Annotated in this window: 12 protein-coding genes; 8 read left to right on the top strand and 4 right to left on the bottom strand. The window is 50.2% G+C overall.

Translation table 11 applies throughout. From position 1 onward, the window contains the following. Positions 1-148 precede the first annotated feature (148 nt). The gene (gene groL, locus ACTS3T_RS21965) at positions 149-1,804 is read left to right on the top strand and encodes a chaperonin GroEL (protein ID WP_462935736.1); all 1,656 of its coding nucleotides are present in this window, start codon (positions 149-151) and stop codon (positions 1,802-1,804) included. Positions 1,805-1,981: 177 nt separating this feature from the next. After that, complete coding sequence (corA, locus tag ACTS3T_RS21970) at positions 1,982-3,130, top strand: magnesium/cobalt transporter CorA (RefSeq protein WP_462935782.1); 1,149 nt, start codon at positions 1,982-1,984, stop codon at positions 3,128-3,130. Between the two features lie 55 nt (positions 3,131-3,185). Here corA and htpG read toward each other — a convergent pair whose 3' ends face one another. Both htpG and ACTS3T_RS21980 read right to left on the bottom strand, forming a co-directional pair. Beyond that, positions 3,186-5,180, bottom strand: coding sequence for a molecular chaperone HtpG (gene htpG / locus ACTS3T_RS21975; RefSeq protein ID WP_462935737.1), 1,995 nt, complete (start codon positions 5,178-5,180; stop codon positions 3,186-3,188). Between the two features lie 249 nt (positions 5,181-5,429). Then, complete coding sequence (locus ACTS3T_RS21980) at positions 5,430-6,437, bottom strand: phosphoribulokinase (RefSeq protein ID WP_462935738.1); 1,008 nt, start codon at positions 6,435-6,437, stop codon at positions 5,430-5,432. Positions 6,438-7,276: 839 nt separating this feature from the next. On the opposite strand from ACTS3T_RS21980, the gene petH reads away from it, so the two are divergent. From petH to prmC, 3 genes are all read left to right on the top strand, one after another. Beyond that, entirely contained in the window at positions 7,277-8,494 is a 1,218-nt protein-coding gene (gene petH / locus ACTS3T_RS21985) for a ferredoxin--NADP reductase (RefSeq protein WP_462935739.1), read from the top strand. A 208-nt stretch (positions 8,495-8,702) separates the two neighbouring features. After that, a complete protein-coding gene (locus ACTS3T_RS21990) occupies positions 8,703-10,019 on the top strand; it encodes a homoserine dehydrogenase (protein ID WP_462935740.1) in 1,317 nt (438 codons plus the stop codon). An 8-nt stretch (positions 10,020-10,027) separates the two neighbouring features. Next, complete coding sequence (prmC, locus tag ACTS3T_RS21995) at positions 10,028-10,966, top strand: peptide chain release factor N(5)-glutamine methyltransferase (RefSeq protein ID WP_462935741.1); 939 nt, start codon at positions 10,028-10,030, stop codon at positions 10,964-10,966. A gap of 164 nt (positions 10,967-11,130) precedes the next feature. Here the strand turns inward: prmC and ACTS3T_RS22000 are convergent, their stop codons facing one another. Then, on the bottom strand, positions 11,131-11,817 hold the full coding sequence (locus ACTS3T_RS22000) for a HEAT repeat domain-containing protein (RefSeq protein ID WP_462935742.1): 687 nt from the start codon (positions 11,815-11,817) through the stop codon (positions 11,131-11,133). 216 nt (positions 11,818-12,033) lie between these two features. Continuing rightward, positions 12,034-13,278 (bottom strand): bifunctional ornithine acetyltransferase/N-acetylglutamate synthase, encoded by a 1,245-nt coding sequence (argJ, locus tag ACTS3T_RS22005; RefSeq protein ID WP_462935743.1) that lies wholly within the window; start codon positions 13,276-13,278, stop codon positions 12,034-12,036. Between the two features lie 277 nt (positions 13,279-13,555). Between argJ and ACTS3T_RS22010 the strand changes: the two genes are divergently transcribed. Genes ACTS3T_RS22010 through ACTS3T_RS22020 form a run of 3 tightly spaced genes read left to right on the top strand, consistent with a single transcriptional unit; the run spans position 13,556 to position 16,164 of the window. Next, positions 13,556-14,440: a S1 RNA-binding domain-containing protein gene (locus tag ACTS3T_RS22010; RefSeq protein ID WP_462935744.1), complete on the top strand. Its 885-nt coding sequence runs from the start codon at positions 13,556-13,558 to the stop codon at positions 14,438-14,440. 2 nt (positions 14,441-14,442) lie between these two features. Beyond that, a complete protein-coding gene (locus ACTS3T_RS22015; RefSeq protein ID WP_462935745.1) occupies positions 14,443-15,309 on the top strand; it encodes a Tab2 family RNA-binding protein in 867 nt (288 codons plus the stop codon). A 3-nt stretch (positions 15,310-15,312) separates the two neighbouring features. Continuing rightward, positions 15,313-16,164, top strand: a complete 852-nt coding sequence (locus tag ACTS3T_RS22020) for a carbohydrate ABC transporter permease (protein WP_462935746.1) — start codon at positions 15,313-15,315, stop codon at positions 16,162-16,164. Positions 16,165-16,175 lie beyond the last annotated feature (11 nt).

Genomic DNA, 16,175 nt, shown 5'->3' on the forward strand with positions numbered 1-16,175 from the left:
CCCCCTCTCCCCCCGTCCCCCTCTCCCCTCCCCAAGGATCGGTTATCGCGACTTAAACCGTCCCTGCTTTGGAAGCTAATCTAACGAAGTTAGCACTCAATGCGTTAGAGTGCTAATGTTTTAGACGGCAGAGCTATGAAGGCTGGATATGGCAAAGTTTGTAGTATTTGATGAGGCATCGCGGCAGGCGCTAGAGCGTGGCGTTAATGCTTTGGCTGATGCAGTAAAAATCACTTTAGGCCCTAGAGGACGCAACGTCGTTCTAGAGAAGAAGTTTGGGGCACCGCAGATTGTCAACGACGGAATTACGATCGCTAAAGAGATCGAGCTTGAAGATCCTTTAGAAAACACTGGTGCTCGTCTGATTCAAGAAGTTGCTTCCAAAACGAAGGACATTGCTGGAGACGGCACCACTACCGCAACTGTTCTGGCTCAAGCGATGATTCGTGAGGGCTTAAAGAACGTCGCTGCCGGAAGCAACCCCGTTAGTCTGCGTCGCGGCATTGAAAAAGCCGTTAATCACCTGCTAGAAGAAATTAAGTCAGTGGCTAAGCCAGTGGCAGGCAATGCGATTGAGCAAGTTGCGACTGTTTCGGCGGGTAGCGACGAAGAAGTGGGGCAAATGATTGCCCAAGCTATGGATAAGGTAACGCAAGATGGCGTGATCACGGTTGAAGAATCTAAGTCTCTCAACACTGAACTGGAAGTGGTAGAAGGGATGCAGATCGATCGCGGTTATATCTCGCCTTACTTTGTCACCGATCAAGAGCGGATGGTGGTCGAGCTAGAGAATGCTCGTATCCTGATTGCAGACAAAAAGATCGGCTCTATTCAGGACTTGGTGCCTGTTTTAGAGCGCATTGCTCGTGCAGGTCAACCTTTGTTGATTATTGCCGAAGATGTTGAGGGTGAAGCGCTAGCAACGCTAGTTGTTAACAAGGCGCGGGGTGTTCTCAATGGGGCTGCAATCAAAGCACCTGGCTTTGGTGAGCGCCGCAAAGCATTGCTGCAAGATATTGCTGTTCTCACGGGTGGGCAGGTCATTTCTGAAGAAGTGGGCCTCAACTTGGAAATGGCTACGCTTGAAATGCTAGGGGTTGCCCGCAAAATTACAATTACCAAAGATTCCACCACGATCGTCTCTGAAAGCGGCAACAAAGCTGATATCGATAAGCGCATTGCTCAGATTCGGCGGGAGCTAGAGCGCACCGATTCTGACTATGACAAAGAGAAGCTATCGGAGCGATTGGCCAAGCTTGCAGGTGGTGTTGCAGTCATTAAAGTTGGCGCGGCTACCGAAACCGAGCTAAAAGATCGCAAACTGCGAATTGAAGATGCCTTAAGTGCAACTAAAGCAGCGGTTGAAGAAGGCGTTGTCCCTGGTGGCGGCACAACTTTGATTCACTTGGCTAAGTCACTGACATCGCTAAAAGAAAACCTGAGTTCAGAAGAGCAGGTTGGCGTTGACATTGTTATGAAGGCGTTAGAAGCGCCTCTGCGCCAGATTGCTGACAATTCTGGGGTAGAAGGTTCTGTCATTGTTGAAAAAGTGCGCGAAGCCGAATTCAACACTGGCTATAATGCGCTGACGGGTCAACTGGAAAATCTAGCTGAAAGTGGCATTCTCGACCCGGCTAAAGTCGTGCGATCTGCTTTGCAAGATGCTGCTTCGGTTGCCGGAATGGTGCTGACGACTGAAGTTTTGGTCGTTGAAAAGCCTGAACCCGAACCCCCGATGCCTGCTGATCCGGGTATGGGTGGCATGGGCGGTATGGGTGGCATGGGCGGCATGGGTATGATGTAGCCTGTGTTAGCTTAAGCATCATCGGTAGCGCGTTAAACGCTAATTTAGGGAGGTGTGTAGCCATTGCTGCTATGCACCTCTTTATTGTGTTAGTGCTAGAAATATTCTTTCGGTTGAGTAGTGTTCATGAGCAATCATCCTGTTGGCGATCGCCGCGATTCGGCAAATTATCCACCGATGCCAACCCAAACCTTCGTGGCTATTGACCAAGAGGCAGTAGCAGATTCTCCCTACTTGGATTACCACTTCGATTTACCGGGCAGTAGCCCCGGTACCCTCACCATCGAAGCCGATGCCGTTCCCCCTGAGCTGGTTTTGATCGACTATGACGACACTCAAGCCGTCCGCATCGATCTGCAAAAGCCTTACGACTGTGTGCCTTATTTAGATACGGAGTCAGTTTCCTGGCTAGATGTACGCGGTCTGGGCAGCGAAATCATTTTGCGCCAGGTGGGAGAAATTTTTAACCTGCATCCGCTGGTGCTAGAAGATGTGGTGAATGTGCCTCAGCGTCCTAAAGTTGAGCAGTATGAACAGCAGCTTTTGATTATCGCTCGCATGGTTACCCCCAAGCCCTCAGGAAAGGGCTTTTTTAGCGAACAAGTAAGTTTTATTTTGGGTAAATATTACTTGCTGAGTGTGCAAGAAGAGCCAGAACTCGATTGTTTTGGCCCTGTACGCGATCGCATTCGGCGGCATCATGGGGTTATTCGACAGCATGGCGCAGATTATTTAACCTATACCCTGCTTGATGCCATTATTGATGGTTTCTTTCCCGTTTTGGAAGACTACGGCGAATTGATTGAAGAACTCGAAGACGAGGTCGTCCAAAATCCAAGCCGCCATACGATTGAAAAAATCCACGATTTACGGCGTGAACTCATGTCATTGCGGCGGGCAATTTGGCCGCAGCGAAGCGCGATTAATAGCTTAATTCGTGACACCAATGAGCTAATTAGCCCTGAAGTGCGAATTTATTTACAAGATTGCTACGACCACGTTATTCAAGTGCTCGATATTTTAGAAACTTACCGAGAACTGGCCTCTAGCTTGATGGATGTGTATCTTTCTTCGGTGAGTAATCGTATGAATGAGGTGATGAAGCTTTTAACTGTCATCTCTTCAATCTTTATCCCGCTGACTTTTATTGCTGGGGTCTATGGTATGAATTTCAATTATCAAACCTCACCCTGGAATATGCCAGAACTTAATACTTACTATGGCTATCCGCTGACGCTGGCGGTCATGGCCGCCGTAGCGATCGCCATGTGTATCTTTTTTTGGCGGCGGGGGTGGTTTGAAAACTTCTCAACTACAAAACGCTAAGTGACCGAGTAGCCACTTAGCGCTTCGTTAGCTATCAGTTACCTTTGGCTGTAGCCTACTTTTCAGTCAGGCGAGTGAGCAATACATTCGATCGCTCTACAAAAGACTTCATACCATCTGCATCAAAGCCTTTTTGCGCCATTAGAGCCAAGTCGTACACCTGCTGACAAATGAGGTTGGTCATTTGCTCAGTAGGTGAGGCTGTCCCATCGGCTGAAAGAATCGTTCCTTGCGCCATGCTAGCCAGGTTTTGAATCAGGGGATGATTGACGTTCACCATCAAAATATGTTCTTCAGGGAACTCGGCTGACTGCTGCTGCATCAGAGCCGTCATCTCTTGTAAACGACGGAGCGATTCTGGTAGGAGCACCATGGCGGGGGGTGCGCCTTGCGGATCTTCTGATTTTAGCGACTTGGTTTGAATTGTGAGCTTGGGCTTATTCAGCGCTTTTTCAAACAGCTCTTTGACCTGTTCGCCTCGAGTTTTGTTGGTAGTGGGATCAACAATTTCGCTGGATTGATCGTCTTTAACCAACGTTTCATCCATCTCAGCGTCTACCCGCGAAAACTTGACGTCTGAGTACTCTCGCTCTAAGAAACTGATAAAGTGAGTATCGATAAAAGAGTCCATATAAAGGACTTCTAAACCCTGGCTCTGGTGGAGCTGAATGTAGGTGGCCTGAGCGACTTCATCGGTGGCATAAAAAACCCGGTTTTCATGCCGCGTTTGGTTACGTTCGAGATATTCTTTCAGCGTCGTGTAGAAGTAGCCTTTCTCGTCAGTAGGGGTTTTGGCGGCGTCTGCCGCGACTTCTTCCCAGGCATCTCCTTCACCCGCTTGAACTTCGACCTTAGCAGATTCGTTAGCGGTTTCGTTTGCTAGCTTGGCCGTTGTGCGGAAAACTAAAATATCTTCGACCTGCTTCTTGAATTTGTCGTCGTTGAGGGAGCCAAACTTAACGAAGGTGCCCAAATCTTGCCAGCAACGAATGTATTCAGCCCGATCGCTTCTATAAAGCTCTTTGAGGCGATCGCCCACTTTTTTGGCAATGTAGTCGGCAATCCGTCGCACGGTGCGATCAGCTTGCAAAAAGCTCCGCGATACGTTGAGGGGAATATCGCTGCTGTCAATTACCCCCCGCAGCGGTAGCAAAAAGCGAGGAATGACCTCTTCGCAGTTGTCGCTGACAAACACCTGATTGCAAAACAGCTTGATTTGGCTTTGGGTGACATCGACATCAGGCCGCAGTTTCGGAAAGAAAAGGATACCGTTAACCACAAAGGGATAATCCGTATTGAGGTGTACCCACAACAGCGGATCTTCTTGGAAGGGGTAGAGGTAACGGTAAAACTCCAGGTATTCTTCGTCCGTAATACTGTTGGGTGACTTTTTCCATAGCGCCTCATGCTTGTTAACCGCCTCATCTTCTAACTTGATGGGCACAGGCATGAAATCGCAGTACTTTTTGATTAGCTGCCGAATCCGAGCCGCTTCTACATACTCCTGCTCCTCTTCCATCAGCGTCAGCGTAATGGTGGTGCCGTGGCTGTCTCGCTCAGATTCGCTCAGTTCAAAGCTAGTAGACCCATCACAAGACCAGTGAACAGCCTGTGCGCCTTCTTTGTAAGAGAGCGTATTAATTTCAACTTTAGAAGCCACCATGAAGGAGGAGTAAAAGCCCAAGCCAAAGTGACCAATAATTTGCTGGTCGGCACTGTCTTTGTACTTGGTGACAAACTCTTCCGCACTGGAGAAAGCCACCTGATTGATATATTTCTTCACTTCATCAGCCGTCATGCCGATGCCGTTGTCTGCAATGCTGAGGGTTTTGGCTTCTTTGTCAAGGGTGATGGTAATTTCAGGGTTGCTGATATCGCCGCTAAACTCGCCAGAGCGAGCCACCATTGAAAGCTTTTGAATGGCGTCTACGGCATTGGAAACCAGCTCTCGCAGAAAGATTTCATGGTCAGAATACAGCCATTTTTTGATGATGGGGAAAATATTTTCAGTATGAATACTGATATTTCCCTGCTCTAAAACAGTGGACATCGCGATTTTTGCCTCTAGCGTTGAGTTTTAATGCGTTCTAATCCCTTATTTTGAAAGATTTATGGTCAAGTGCAAGAGGCGATCGCGCCTATTGAGCAGTTCGGTTAACCCCACTAACGCCCTATTGAAGACCCAAATAGTGATCTCTTTCAGCCGCGATCGCTCACAATCCGCCAACAAAAAAGGAGGCAATTTGCCTCCTTTGCCGTTAATTTCAGTTGACTAAGCGAGTTAAACCAGTAGCTTTGCCTAAACTTGAGCCGCTTCAGCCGCCACTAGCTCACCTGTCAGACGCTCATAAGTCGCCCGCATTTTCAGACCCACCAGCACCTGGAATAAACCTGTGCCATTGTTAGATCCGGGATACTCCCGGTGCTTCAGCAGCAGCTCGGTCATTTCGCCGTAGTGCTTGGTGGAGGTTTTGCTCAAGTGGCTCTCCAAGTAGATCATCTCTTCTAGACGATCAAACTGGCCGTCTACTTCTAGCACCGAAACTTCGTGACCAAAGTAGGCATCAGGCCCGTAATGCATCCGAATACCCGGATACGAGCAGGTCAGCTTCCGACCGCAGGGAATCCAGTCGATGGTAGAGCCTTCATCAAACAGGTAAACAGGCTCGAAACCTTCTACGCCGTCCCGCTGAATCAGCCGTACTCGCAACACCTTGCGCTCTGTGTCGTCTGGGATGAGATTGGTGGGCAACACCTGAATGACGACGTCGGCATACTGCTTTTGTACGTCAATATAAGCATCGAAGTCAGGCTTACGAGCGTTGATAGACGCTAGCACGTCTTCGTAGCGATGACCCCGCTCGGCCATGTCCCGCTGAATTTTCCAGGAAATTTTGACTTCATCGCTAATATCAAGATAAACGCTGAAATCTAGCAATTCCCGCACCCGCTCATCATACATGGGGTGCAGTCCTTCAATGACCACAACTCGGTTTGGCTCAATACGCTCAGGCGGATCAATTTCGCCAGTTTCGTGGTTATAAATCGGTTTGTCAATGGCGTTGCCTGCTTTCAGCGCCTTGATCTGTTCATACATCAGATCAAAGTTATTAGCCTTGGGGTTTAAAGCCGTTACCCCTGCTGCTTTGCGCTGCTTGCGATCTAAGCTGTGATAGTCATCTAAGCAAATGACTGTCATAAACTCATCACCAAAAAGATCGGCAAGCCGTCGCAAAAAGGTGGACTTACCACATCCAGAGTCTCCGGCAACGCCGATTAAAACCACGCGGTCTGGCTTACTGGTCATAGGTTCCCTCTAAAAAATGTTGCAAACAGGACAGCTTATTTTGAAATCAGTGTTAGCTTAAACCAAAACCCTTGAAGCTGAACTTTCTACTGCCACCTAACAAAGCAGCGAAAAAGTTCTTAATAAACCTCAGCTAGGAGGTTCTTCCGGCACACTAGAGACACCTCTTCTCAGCTTCAGGGCAAGAACTTTTACCCACCGACAGCCTAAGACAGCCTGATGACTCAGCTCCTTAGCCCTAAAGGGTCTCGGCCCGGATCAGGTTGAGTATTAATACTATGTACTAATGTGAATCCTACCAGATGCCGATCTTCCCTACAAGCATACAGGGTCTCTCTACCAAAATAGATCTTCCCCAAGGCAACTGTAGGGTTTATATGACACCAAGCGATCGCCACCGTCCTACACTAGGCAGCAAAAATAACGCTGGCGGCTGAGCCTTGCTGAAAGACAGTAAATACTGAGATCAGGCTTAAGTAAAGTAAAGCGATGACTTGGGTGAATAACTTATTTTAATCTTTTCTAAACGTAAGTGAGGTTTGTTTAAGACCTTCAAAGCAACTTAAAAATGATCCAAAGGCAACAGACTTCAACAAATTTTGCCGCTAAATTTTAAAAGTACGGCTGAAATGGTGTTTTGCTACGGATAGAGTCCTGCTGGGCTGCTGCTGGGGGGTTTGTTTGTATAGGCTAAGCTCCCTTACAGTGATACGCTAGGTAAAAATCGGCGATTCGGTGCTCAAACAACAGTTGAGTACAGTTGAGTCAAGTCTGCGATGGATAGGGCAAGTTGTCGCTACTATCGCAAGCAATCAGATCTAAAGATTGACTAATCAGAAATGTACAATCAAAGCGTAGTCGGCAGCAGCGCCAATAGCATAGCTGGAAATCGAATTTTCATCTACGAAGTAGAAGGGCTTCGCCAGAACTCTGAAACTGACAAGATGAATTATCAGATTCGCAGTAGCGGTACCGTCTTACTCAAAGTGCCCTACAGTCGCATGAACCAGGAAATGCAGCGAATTACTCGAATGGGTGGCAAGATTGTCAGCATTCGCCCGCTTGATAGCGACTCTACCAACGGCAAGGCAGCATCGACAGCTGAGTCCAAGTCTGCATCCGCAGGAGAATCTAATCAGTCTATGACTCAAGCCACGCCTAAAGCCAAAAAAGATATTCCGGTTAATATCTACAAGCCTAAGAATCCCTATGTGGGTAAGTGCCTCTCCAACGACGAACTTGTGGCAGAAGGGGGAATTGGGACTGTTCGCCACATCAAGTTTGACCTCTCGGAAGGCGATCTTCATTACTTAGAAGGGCAAAGCATTGGGATTATTCCTGATGGCGAAGACGAGAACGGTAAGCCCCACAAGCTGCGGCTTTACTCTATCGCCTCAACCCAACACGGAGACGACTTAGACGACAAAACGGTTTCTCTGTGTGTCCGGCAACTGGTGTATCAGCACCCAGAAACCAATGAAACGGTTTATGGAGTTTGCTCTACCTTTTTGTGCAACCTGGAACCGGGCAAAGAGGTCAAAATTACTGGCCCGGTTGGTAAAGAGATGCTGCTGCCCGATGATCCCAATGTCAACGTCATCATGATGGCAACTGGGACGGGAATTGCGCCTTTTCGCGCTTATTTGTGGCGCATGTTCAAAGAAGGCGAGCGCAAAATCAACGATTATGAGTTTAAAGGAAAGGCTTGGCTCATTTTCGGGATTCCGAAAACCCCCAACATTCTGTACAAGGAAGAGTTAGAAGAACTGCAGGCTCAATATCCTGACCAGTTTCGGCTTACTTACGCCATTAGCCGTGAACAGCAAAATGCTGAAGGCGGCAGAATGTATATTCAGCATCGGGTGGCAGAACATGCTGAAGAACTCTGGAATATGATCCAGCAGCCCAATACCCACACCTATATTTGTGGTCTGAAGGGGATGGAAGACGGCATTGACGCTGCTTTAGGGGCTGAAGCGGCTAAGTCTGGCATTGATTGGTCTGATTACCAGCGCCAGATGAAGAAAGATCATCGCTGGCACGTTGAAACCTACTAAGTGCCAGGGTTTACTTGCGGTAATCGCAGTTGAGTAAAACGACGAAAAATCTGGTCTTCATTTCGATGAAGTGGGTTGAAGACCAGCGTTTTGCTTGATTAGCCGATCGCTGAGACATTTTAACCAGGAGGCTACTGTCTCCTGGTTTCTGTTGTTGGCCCTAACCTCCTACAATTGTTGGCATAGAGACAGAGAGCGGGGAACCACTTTGGCATTTCAGATCGGTCTATTAGGGTTAGGAACGGTAGGCACCGGAACCGCTGAGATTTTACTGGATGTAACGGGACGACATCCCTTGTTGCAGGAAGTAGCCATTACCCGGATTGGCGTTCGATCGCTGGATAAGCCTCGCTCTATTAATATCAGTCCTGATTTGCTGACGACTGATCTAGCGGCGATTGTCACCGATCCGCAAATTGATATTGTCGTAGAGCTAATCGGGGGGCTTGAACCTGCTAGGTCGCTGATTTTGCAGGCGATCGCCCATGGTAAGCACATTGTCACTGCCAATAAAGCCGTTGTCTCGCGCTATGGCGACGAAATTTTTACCGCTGCCAACAAAGCCGGGGTCTATGTGCTGCTAGAAGCGGCAGTTGGGGGTGGCATTCCGGTGATTCAGCCGCTCAAGCAGGCGCTAGGGGTCAACCGCATTAGCGCGGTAACTGGAATTGTCAACGGCACGACCAATTACATCCTGACGCGGATGCAGCGTGAAGGTGGCGATTTTGAAGCCATTCTGACGGATGCTCAGCGGCTGGGTTATGCCGAAGCTGACCCGACGGCTGATGTCGATGGACTAGATGCAGCAGACAAAATTGCCATTCTTGCTTCTTTGGCTTTTGGGGGTCGCATTGAGCGCTCAGAGGTTCACTGTGAGGGCATTCGCCAGGTCAGCGCCGCTGATATCGACTATGCCAAAACCCTTGGCTTTGTGATTAAGCTGTTAGCGATCGCCCGTCGGCAGCCCGCGGTGGCTGAGCCACAAGATCAGCTACAGGTGCGGGTGCATCCTACCTTAGTCCCCGTTGAGCATCCCCTCGCCAGCGTCAACGACGTGTTCAACGCCATTTTGGTTGAGGGAGAGCCGCTGGGTCAGGTAATGTTTCAAGGGCCAGGGGCAGGCCAAGGGGCCACGGCTAGCGCGGTGACTTCTGATATTCTCAACATTGTGGCAACGCTCAAAATTGGCGGTACCGCTCAAGCCCCGCCAAGCGCCCTCAATCCTTTGCTAGCTTGCAGTCACCAGCATTACTGCACCATTAGCCCGCTGGCAGATTTAGTCAGCCGTTTTTATGTGCGGGTGATTGCCAACGATCAGCCGGGGGTAATTGGCAAACTGGGAACCTGCTTTGGCTGGCACGATGTCAGCATTGAATCGGTTGTCCAAATTAGCCGCCAGCAAGAGCTAGCGGAAATTGTGGTGGTGACCCACGAAGTGCAAGAAGGCAACCTCCAACGGGCACTCGAAGAAATTCGCACGTTCAAAGAGATTTTAGACATTCCTAGCTTATTACGGGTTTTGTAAGTTTTGCTATGCCGTCTATTTCCGGTCGCGATCTCTGGGTTTGGTGGCAACAAGCCCGCCAGCAAGCGGCTGAGACTGCTGTGGACGCGGCTGAAGCTGACTGGCTGTTACAAGCCGTTTGCCAGGTAGATAAACTGTCGCTGCGCCTAGCCAGCTTTAAAGACATCCCTCAGATTGAATCTCAGCGATCGCTGACTGAACTCAACCAGCTTTGGCAAAAGCGGCTGCGCGATCGCGTTCCGGTGCAATACCTGGTGGGCGAAGTCCCCTGGCGAGAATTGACGCTACAGGTTTCGCCTGCCGTGCTCATTCCTCGGCCTGAAACGGAGCTAATCGTTGAGCTTGCCGTTGAGCGGGTCAAGCAAAGCCCGATCAGTGAACAGTTGCGCTGCGGTACCTGGGTTGACTTAGGCACTGGCAGCGGCGCGATCGCTTTGGCACTGGCGATCGCGTTTCCTCAGGCGCAAATTATTGCTCTTGATGTCAGTCAGCCTGCGCTGGCGATCGCTCAACAAAATGCCGCTGGTCAAGGTTTAGGCGATCGCATTCAATTTTTGCTAGGAAGCTGGTTTGAACCACTGACAGCGTTCAAAGGTCAGTTGGCAGGTATCGTATCGAACCCGCCTTATATTCCTTCACAAACGATATTCACCCTAGAACCTGAGGTCAGCCGCCACGAACCCCACCTAGCGCTAGATGGGGGGGAAGACGGCCTGCACTGTATCCGCCACTTAGCGGCTACGGCTCCTTTATATTTGCAAGCGGGTGGTCTTTGGCTGATAGAAATGATGAGCGGGCAAGGGCCAGCCGTTTTAGCCACTCTCGCAGCCGAGCAGGTCTATCGTTTGCCCCAAGTCCACCCCGATCTAACCGGAACTGACCGCTTTGTGAGCGCCTTTTATCAACCACTGACTGCACCTGATCCGCAAGCGTCATTCACGCCCTAATCGAAGTAGTTGCACTTCCCCTCAACTGCGGCAATTGAAAAAAATGAGGCTGGCATCCGTGCTTTAGCAGCGGCAAACGAACTGAGCCAACTGCCGCAACCCGACTAGCCAACTAGCTCTGCTGAATCTACCTGCAAAACCCAAGGTTTGTAGATGGCTACCGCTCAACTCACGTCGCTGCTGCTTTCGGCCAAGCGCTGTAGCGAGATTCGGGCGGCTGCCGATACTTGCGAATGGGGATCTCTGGCTAAAAATTCAAGCGCTGCTTTCGTTTTGGCGCTAGGTAAGTTAGCTAACGCTTCTGCTAAACGCTGGCGCACTAGCCAATCTTCTGATTGGGCAAATTTAAGGATATCTTCAACCGCACGGGTGTCTTTGATTTCTCCTAAAGCAGCGATCGCCGCCTGCTGCATGACGACCTCGCCGCTGTTGAGCGCTGAAATTAACACATCATGGGCACGGGGGTCTTTCAAATTACCCAGCGATACAGCGGCACTAAAGCGCACCAGCCAGTCAGTTTCTTCGTAAAAAGCTCGTACCAGTGACTCAAAAGCGCGGGTGTCTTCTAAATAGCCCAGCGCCCCTGCAGCATCGGCTCGAATGCCGTAGTCGGGGTCATTTTCTAAAATATTAACCAGCACTTGATAAGTTTCTGCATCTGGCTTAACGCCTAAAGCAAAAACCGCCATCGATCGCACTTGCAAATTCTTTTCGCGCTCAACGACTTTGCGAATGAGAGGAGCCGCTTCTAAAGCTGGAACCTGACGCAAAGCCGCCAGTGCCAACATCCGATCTTTAGAGTCGTCGCTCTCCAGCTTGGCAGAAATTTCTTCCAAATTTGGCGCGTTCATTAGCGGCTCCTGTTACAAATATTTACACTCTCTCATTATAAGGGCTTTCTTTTGGAGCCAACGGGAGCACCCAGGTAGGGATTCTCCCCCAAAAGCCTGGGCTGGAGCCACCAGCGTTCAGCCATTGGAGTGGCTGAACGCCCCTGACAGAAAAGCTTCCCTTCTGACTTCAGTCCTTACCCTTCTGCCTCTAACGGCCTTTAGCCGCTTAGAAGCTTAGGTAGTGTATTCAGCATTAATGCGCACATAGTCGTAGCTCAAGTCGCAGCCCCAAGCGGTTCCCTGGCCTGAACCGCTACCAATGCTGACTTGAATCACGACTGTATTAGCAGGTGTCAGGTAATCTCCCGCCGCCGCCTGCTCTAGATAGGCATTAGCGGCTTTGCGATCGAAAGGTTGGGGCTGCCCTTGTTCCATCAACAGCATGTCTCCCAACATCACTTTTAGCTCCTCTTGTTCAAAAGGCACACCTGCACGGCCAGCGGCTCCAGCAATGCGACCCCAGTTGGGGTCGCGGCCAAAGATGGCTGATTTGACCAGCGAAGATCCTGCAATGGTACGCGCTACGGTGCGAGCGGCGGCATCGTTGACTGCGCCGCTAACGTGAACTTCTACCAGGCAGGTGGCTCCTTCGCCATCGCGAGCGATCGCTTTGGCTAAATAGATGCAAACCTCTGTGAGCATGGCTTCTAGCTTTTCGGCCTCAGGCCCCTTGGCGGTAATAGCGGGGGTTCGCGACTGGCCGTTAGCCAGGGCAATTAAAGAATCGTTCGTGCTGGTGTCGCCATCTACCGTAATTTGGTTGAAGCTGCGGTTGGCGGCTCGGGTGAGCATTTCTTGCCAGAGCTGATGCGAAACGCTGGCATCGCAGGTGATAAAGGACAACATGGTAGCCATGTTGGGGTGAATCATGCCAGAGCCTTTGGCAATGCCGCCGATGCGAACTGGGCGATCGCCAATTTGCGTCTCTAGGGCAATGGATTTGGCTACTAAGTCGGTCGTCAAAATGGCTTTAGCAGTGGTATCGGCTCCCTCTGGGGAAACGGCGGCTACCAGTTGGGGAATAGCCTGCTTCAGCGCTGCCATTTTAATGCGCTGCCCGATTACACCCGTCGAGGCAATCAGCACGGCACTGGCTGAAATATCCAGGGCGGCGGCTAGAGCCTCGGCACTCTCAACAGCATCTTGCCAGCCTTGAGTGCCTGTGCAGGCATTGGCTTGTCCGGCGTTGCAGAGAATGGCACGAGCAACGGCTTTTTGCTCCAAGCGCTGGCGGCAGTAATCCACGCAGGCGGCTCGCACTTGGCTGGTGGTAAAAACGCCCGCAGCGATCGCATCGGTATCAGATACGATAAGAGCCAAGTCTAAAGCGCCTGAGGGTTTTAACCCGGCTGCAATCCCTGCCGCACTAAAGCCTTTAGGGGCGGTGATTCCGCCTGAAACCGATTGCCAGTCTGCCATAATTCCCTCTGCTTAGTGGATGGCTTGAGAGGGGATTATAGCAGGCTTTTTGAGCGCTAATTTCAGATTATGGGGGCTTCATGACTCTTAATCTACTACCGCGTTTCCGGGCTTATTGGCTGATTCTCGACGCTATTAACAGATTTTTGCAGTTTGCCCAAACTGAGTGATCGCGCTTCTGTCGCTTTGCAAACGTTCGTCATGGCAGGACAGCCGCTCTCCCTTTCTCAAGTTGCTTTATAGTTGAAAAACTGACTGATGATTGCTGGAGGCAGGTTTGAGTTTTTCTGCAGAAGATTTTGCCAAAGCGTTAGAGCAACACGACTATCAATTTCAAAAAGGTAGCGTAGTGCGTGGCACGGTCTTTAGCCATACAGACCAGGGGGCTTATGTGGATATTGGCGGTAAGGCCGCGGCTTTTTTGCCGCTTAAAGAAGCCTCGCTGCAAAAAATCATGCCCAATCAGCTACCAGAGCTGCTGCCTTTAGAAGAGTCTCGGCAATTTTTGATTGTTCGCGATCAAAATGCAGATGGCCAGGTGATTTTGTCTATTCGCCAGATGCAGCTAAAAGAGCTTTGGCAGCGCCTGAGCGACATGGAAGCGGCTAATGAGACGTTACAGGTGACGATAAGCGGTACCAACAAAGGGGGAGTGCTAGCCGATGTTGAAGGGCTGCGCGGTTTTATTCCGCGATCGCACCTACTCATGCGGGTAGAGGACTTAGAAAGCTTAGTCGGCCAAACGGTAACCGTTGCCTTGTTAGAAGTTTCGCCTGCAACAAACAAACTGGTGCTGTCTGAGCGCATTGCTGCGCGATCAGCCAAAATGAGCCGTTTAGAGTTGGGGCAACTGATTGCCGGAACAGTCGCTAACATTAAACCCTTTGGTGTCTTCGTTGAATTTGATGGGGTAACGGGGCTGCTCCACGTCAACCAGGTCAGCAAAAACTATGTCGATTCTTTGTCTAATCTGTTTCAAGTCGGGCAGTCGATTAAGGCCGTCGTTGTCAATGTTGACGAAGCGAATCGCCGGATTTCCCTTTCTACTAAGGTGTTAGAAAAGTTCCCTGGCGAAATGATGCAAAAGCAAGATGAGCTAATGGCGGACGCCGAAAACCGACTACAGTCGATCAGCAAAGTTTTGGCAGAGGCAGACATTTAGCGATGGGTACTGTTTGGGAACTGGATTTTTACTCTCGTCCGATTGTGGATGAACGGGGCAAAAAGTGCTGGGAGGTGCTGATTTCAGAAGGGGTACAAAGCGTTAACGCTAACCACACAGACCTGTTTCAGTACAGCAAGTTTCTTGCTAATACTGAGGTCAATTCGATTCAATTGCAGGCAGCGCTGGAAGAAGCGATCGCCCAAGCTCCTAAACCACCTAGTCGGATTCGCTTTTTTCGCTATGCGATGCAAGCCATGATTGAGCGGGCTTGTAACGAACTCAATATTGCTGCAAAGCCCAGCCGCCGCACTATTGCCCTTCAGCAACTCTTAGAGCATCGTCAGCAAGCAGTCTATCCTCAAGAAGCTGGCTACCAGCCGTCAACCAATCCCATCGTGTCTCCTCCGCCCCCAGTGCCGCGATCGCTGCCTGACGCGCTCATGGGGCAGCAATGGGCGTTTGTTACCTTGACCGCTGAAGATTTTGCCGAAATGCCTGACTGGAAAATCGATTTTAGTGAGGCTTTTCCGCTGGAGATGGTGGGGGTATATCCAGAAACACGCGTTCCTGGCGTTATTATATTTTCGCCGAGGGCTTTGCCGCTAGCAGGCTGGATGTCAGGTCTAGAATTGGCTTATCTCACAACCAGTTCGGCTGCTCAACCCACCCAGCTTTTGCTAGAAACGGGTACTACCGAAAGTTGGATTCTGGCAAATCTCAGCACGCCTGCGACTCAAGCTGAAGCACAAAACTTTGAGCAAGCTAAACAAGCAGCCAATCAGGTTCACTTTGTGGCGGTGCAGACTGACCCTAACGCTGAATCTTTTACCGGGTTTTGGCTGCTGCAAGAACGATTGTTTGGATAGTGTATGCCGTCTTCATCTGGGTTTCCCCAAAAGTCTTTCGGACAGCGACTCGGTACTTATGGCGTGATGAGTGCGATCGCTTTGGTCATGCTGCTGCCGCTGCTCTGGCTGATTAGCACCGCCTTCAAGTCTCCCACTGAAAATATCTTTCAATTTCCACCCCAGTTCATACCGCAGCAGCCAACGTTTCAAAACTTTATTGCTGTCTGGCAAGCCAATCCGTTCGGGCGTTATTTTTTTAACAGCACGCTAGTTGCCGTCCTAACGGTTGTTCTCAACCTGCTGTTTTGTGCCCTGGCAGCTTACCCTCTGGCTCGGCTTTCGTTTCGCGGTCGGGAGGTGATTTTTTCCATTGTCGTCTCTACCATCATGATTCCATTTCAAATCGTGATGATTCCGCTCTATGTGTTGACGGTGCAGCTAGGGTTACGCAATACCTATCTCGGCATTATCTTTCCGTCGCTGGCTTCGGCCTTTGGCATTTTTTTGCTGCGCCAAGCCTTTCAAGGTGTGCCTAAGGAGCTAGAAGAAGCAGCCCGCATAGATGGGTGTTCCGAGTTAGGCATTTGGTGGAATGTGATGATTCCAGCCGTGCGTCCGGCTTTGGTGACGCTGGCGATTTTTGTGCTGATCGGGTCTTGGAGCGATTTTCTCTGGCCGCTGATTGTGTTAGACCGCCCGGAAATGTATACCTTGCCCCTGGGAGTAGCTAGGCTAGCAGGGGGGTTGTCTGGCGATGATTGGCGACAAATTGCCGCTGGTTCGGTGATTTCGATCGCGCCGATTATTTTGGTATTCGTCGCTTTGCAGCGCTATATCGTGCCTACTGATTCAGGTAGTGGCTTAAAGGGTTAATAAGTCGCAAA

It is taken from the genome of Almyronema sp. (assembly GCF_052168255.1).
Classification (GTDB): domain Bacteria; phylum Cyanobacteriota; class Cyanobacteriia; order Phormidesmidales; family Phormidesmidaceae; genus Sphaerothrix; species Sphaerothrix epifaneia.

Excerpts from the sequence above, each read along its gene's own strand:
- ACTS3T_RS21980 (WP_462935738.1), bottom strand. The coding sequence starts at position 6,437 with ATGACCAGTAAGCCAGACCGCGTGGTTTTAATCGGCGTTGCCGGAGAC.
- argJ (WP_462935743.1), bottom strand. The coding sequence starts at position 13,278 with ATGGCAGACTGGCAATCGGTTTCAGGCGGAATCACCGCCCCTAAAGGC.
- prmC (WP_462935741.1), top strand. The coding sequence starts at position 10,028 with ATGCCGTCTATTTCCGGTCGCGATCTCTGGGTTTGGTGGCAACAAGCC.
- htpG (WP_462935737.1), bottom strand. The coding sequence starts at position 5,180 with ATGTCCACTGTTTTAGAGCAGGGAAATATCAGTATTCATACTGAAAAT.
- ACTS3T_RS22000 (WP_462935742.1), bottom strand. The coding sequence starts at position 11,817 with ATGAACGCGCCAAATTTGGAAGAAATTTCTGCCAAGCTGGAGAGCGAC.
- corA (WP_462935782.1), top strand. The coding sequence starts at position 1,982 with ATGCCAACCCAAACCTTCGTGGCTATTGACCAAGAGGCAGTAGCAGAT.
- ACTS3T_RS22015 (WP_462935745.1), top strand. The coding sequence starts at position 14,443 with ATGGGTACTGTTTGGGAACTGGATTTTTACTCTCGTCCGATTGTGGAT.
- ACTS3T_RS22020 (WP_462935746.1), top strand. The coding sequence starts at position 15,313 with ATGCCGTCTTCATCTGGGTTTCCCCAAAAGTCTTTCGGACAGCGACTC.
- groL (WP_462935736.1), top strand. The coding sequence starts at position 149 with ATGGCAAAGTTTGTAGTATTTGATGAGGCATCGCGGCAGGCGCTAGAG.
- petH (WP_462935739.1), top strand. The coding sequence starts at position 7,277 with ATGTACAATCAAAGCGTAGTCGGCAGCAGCGCCAATAGCATAGCTGGA.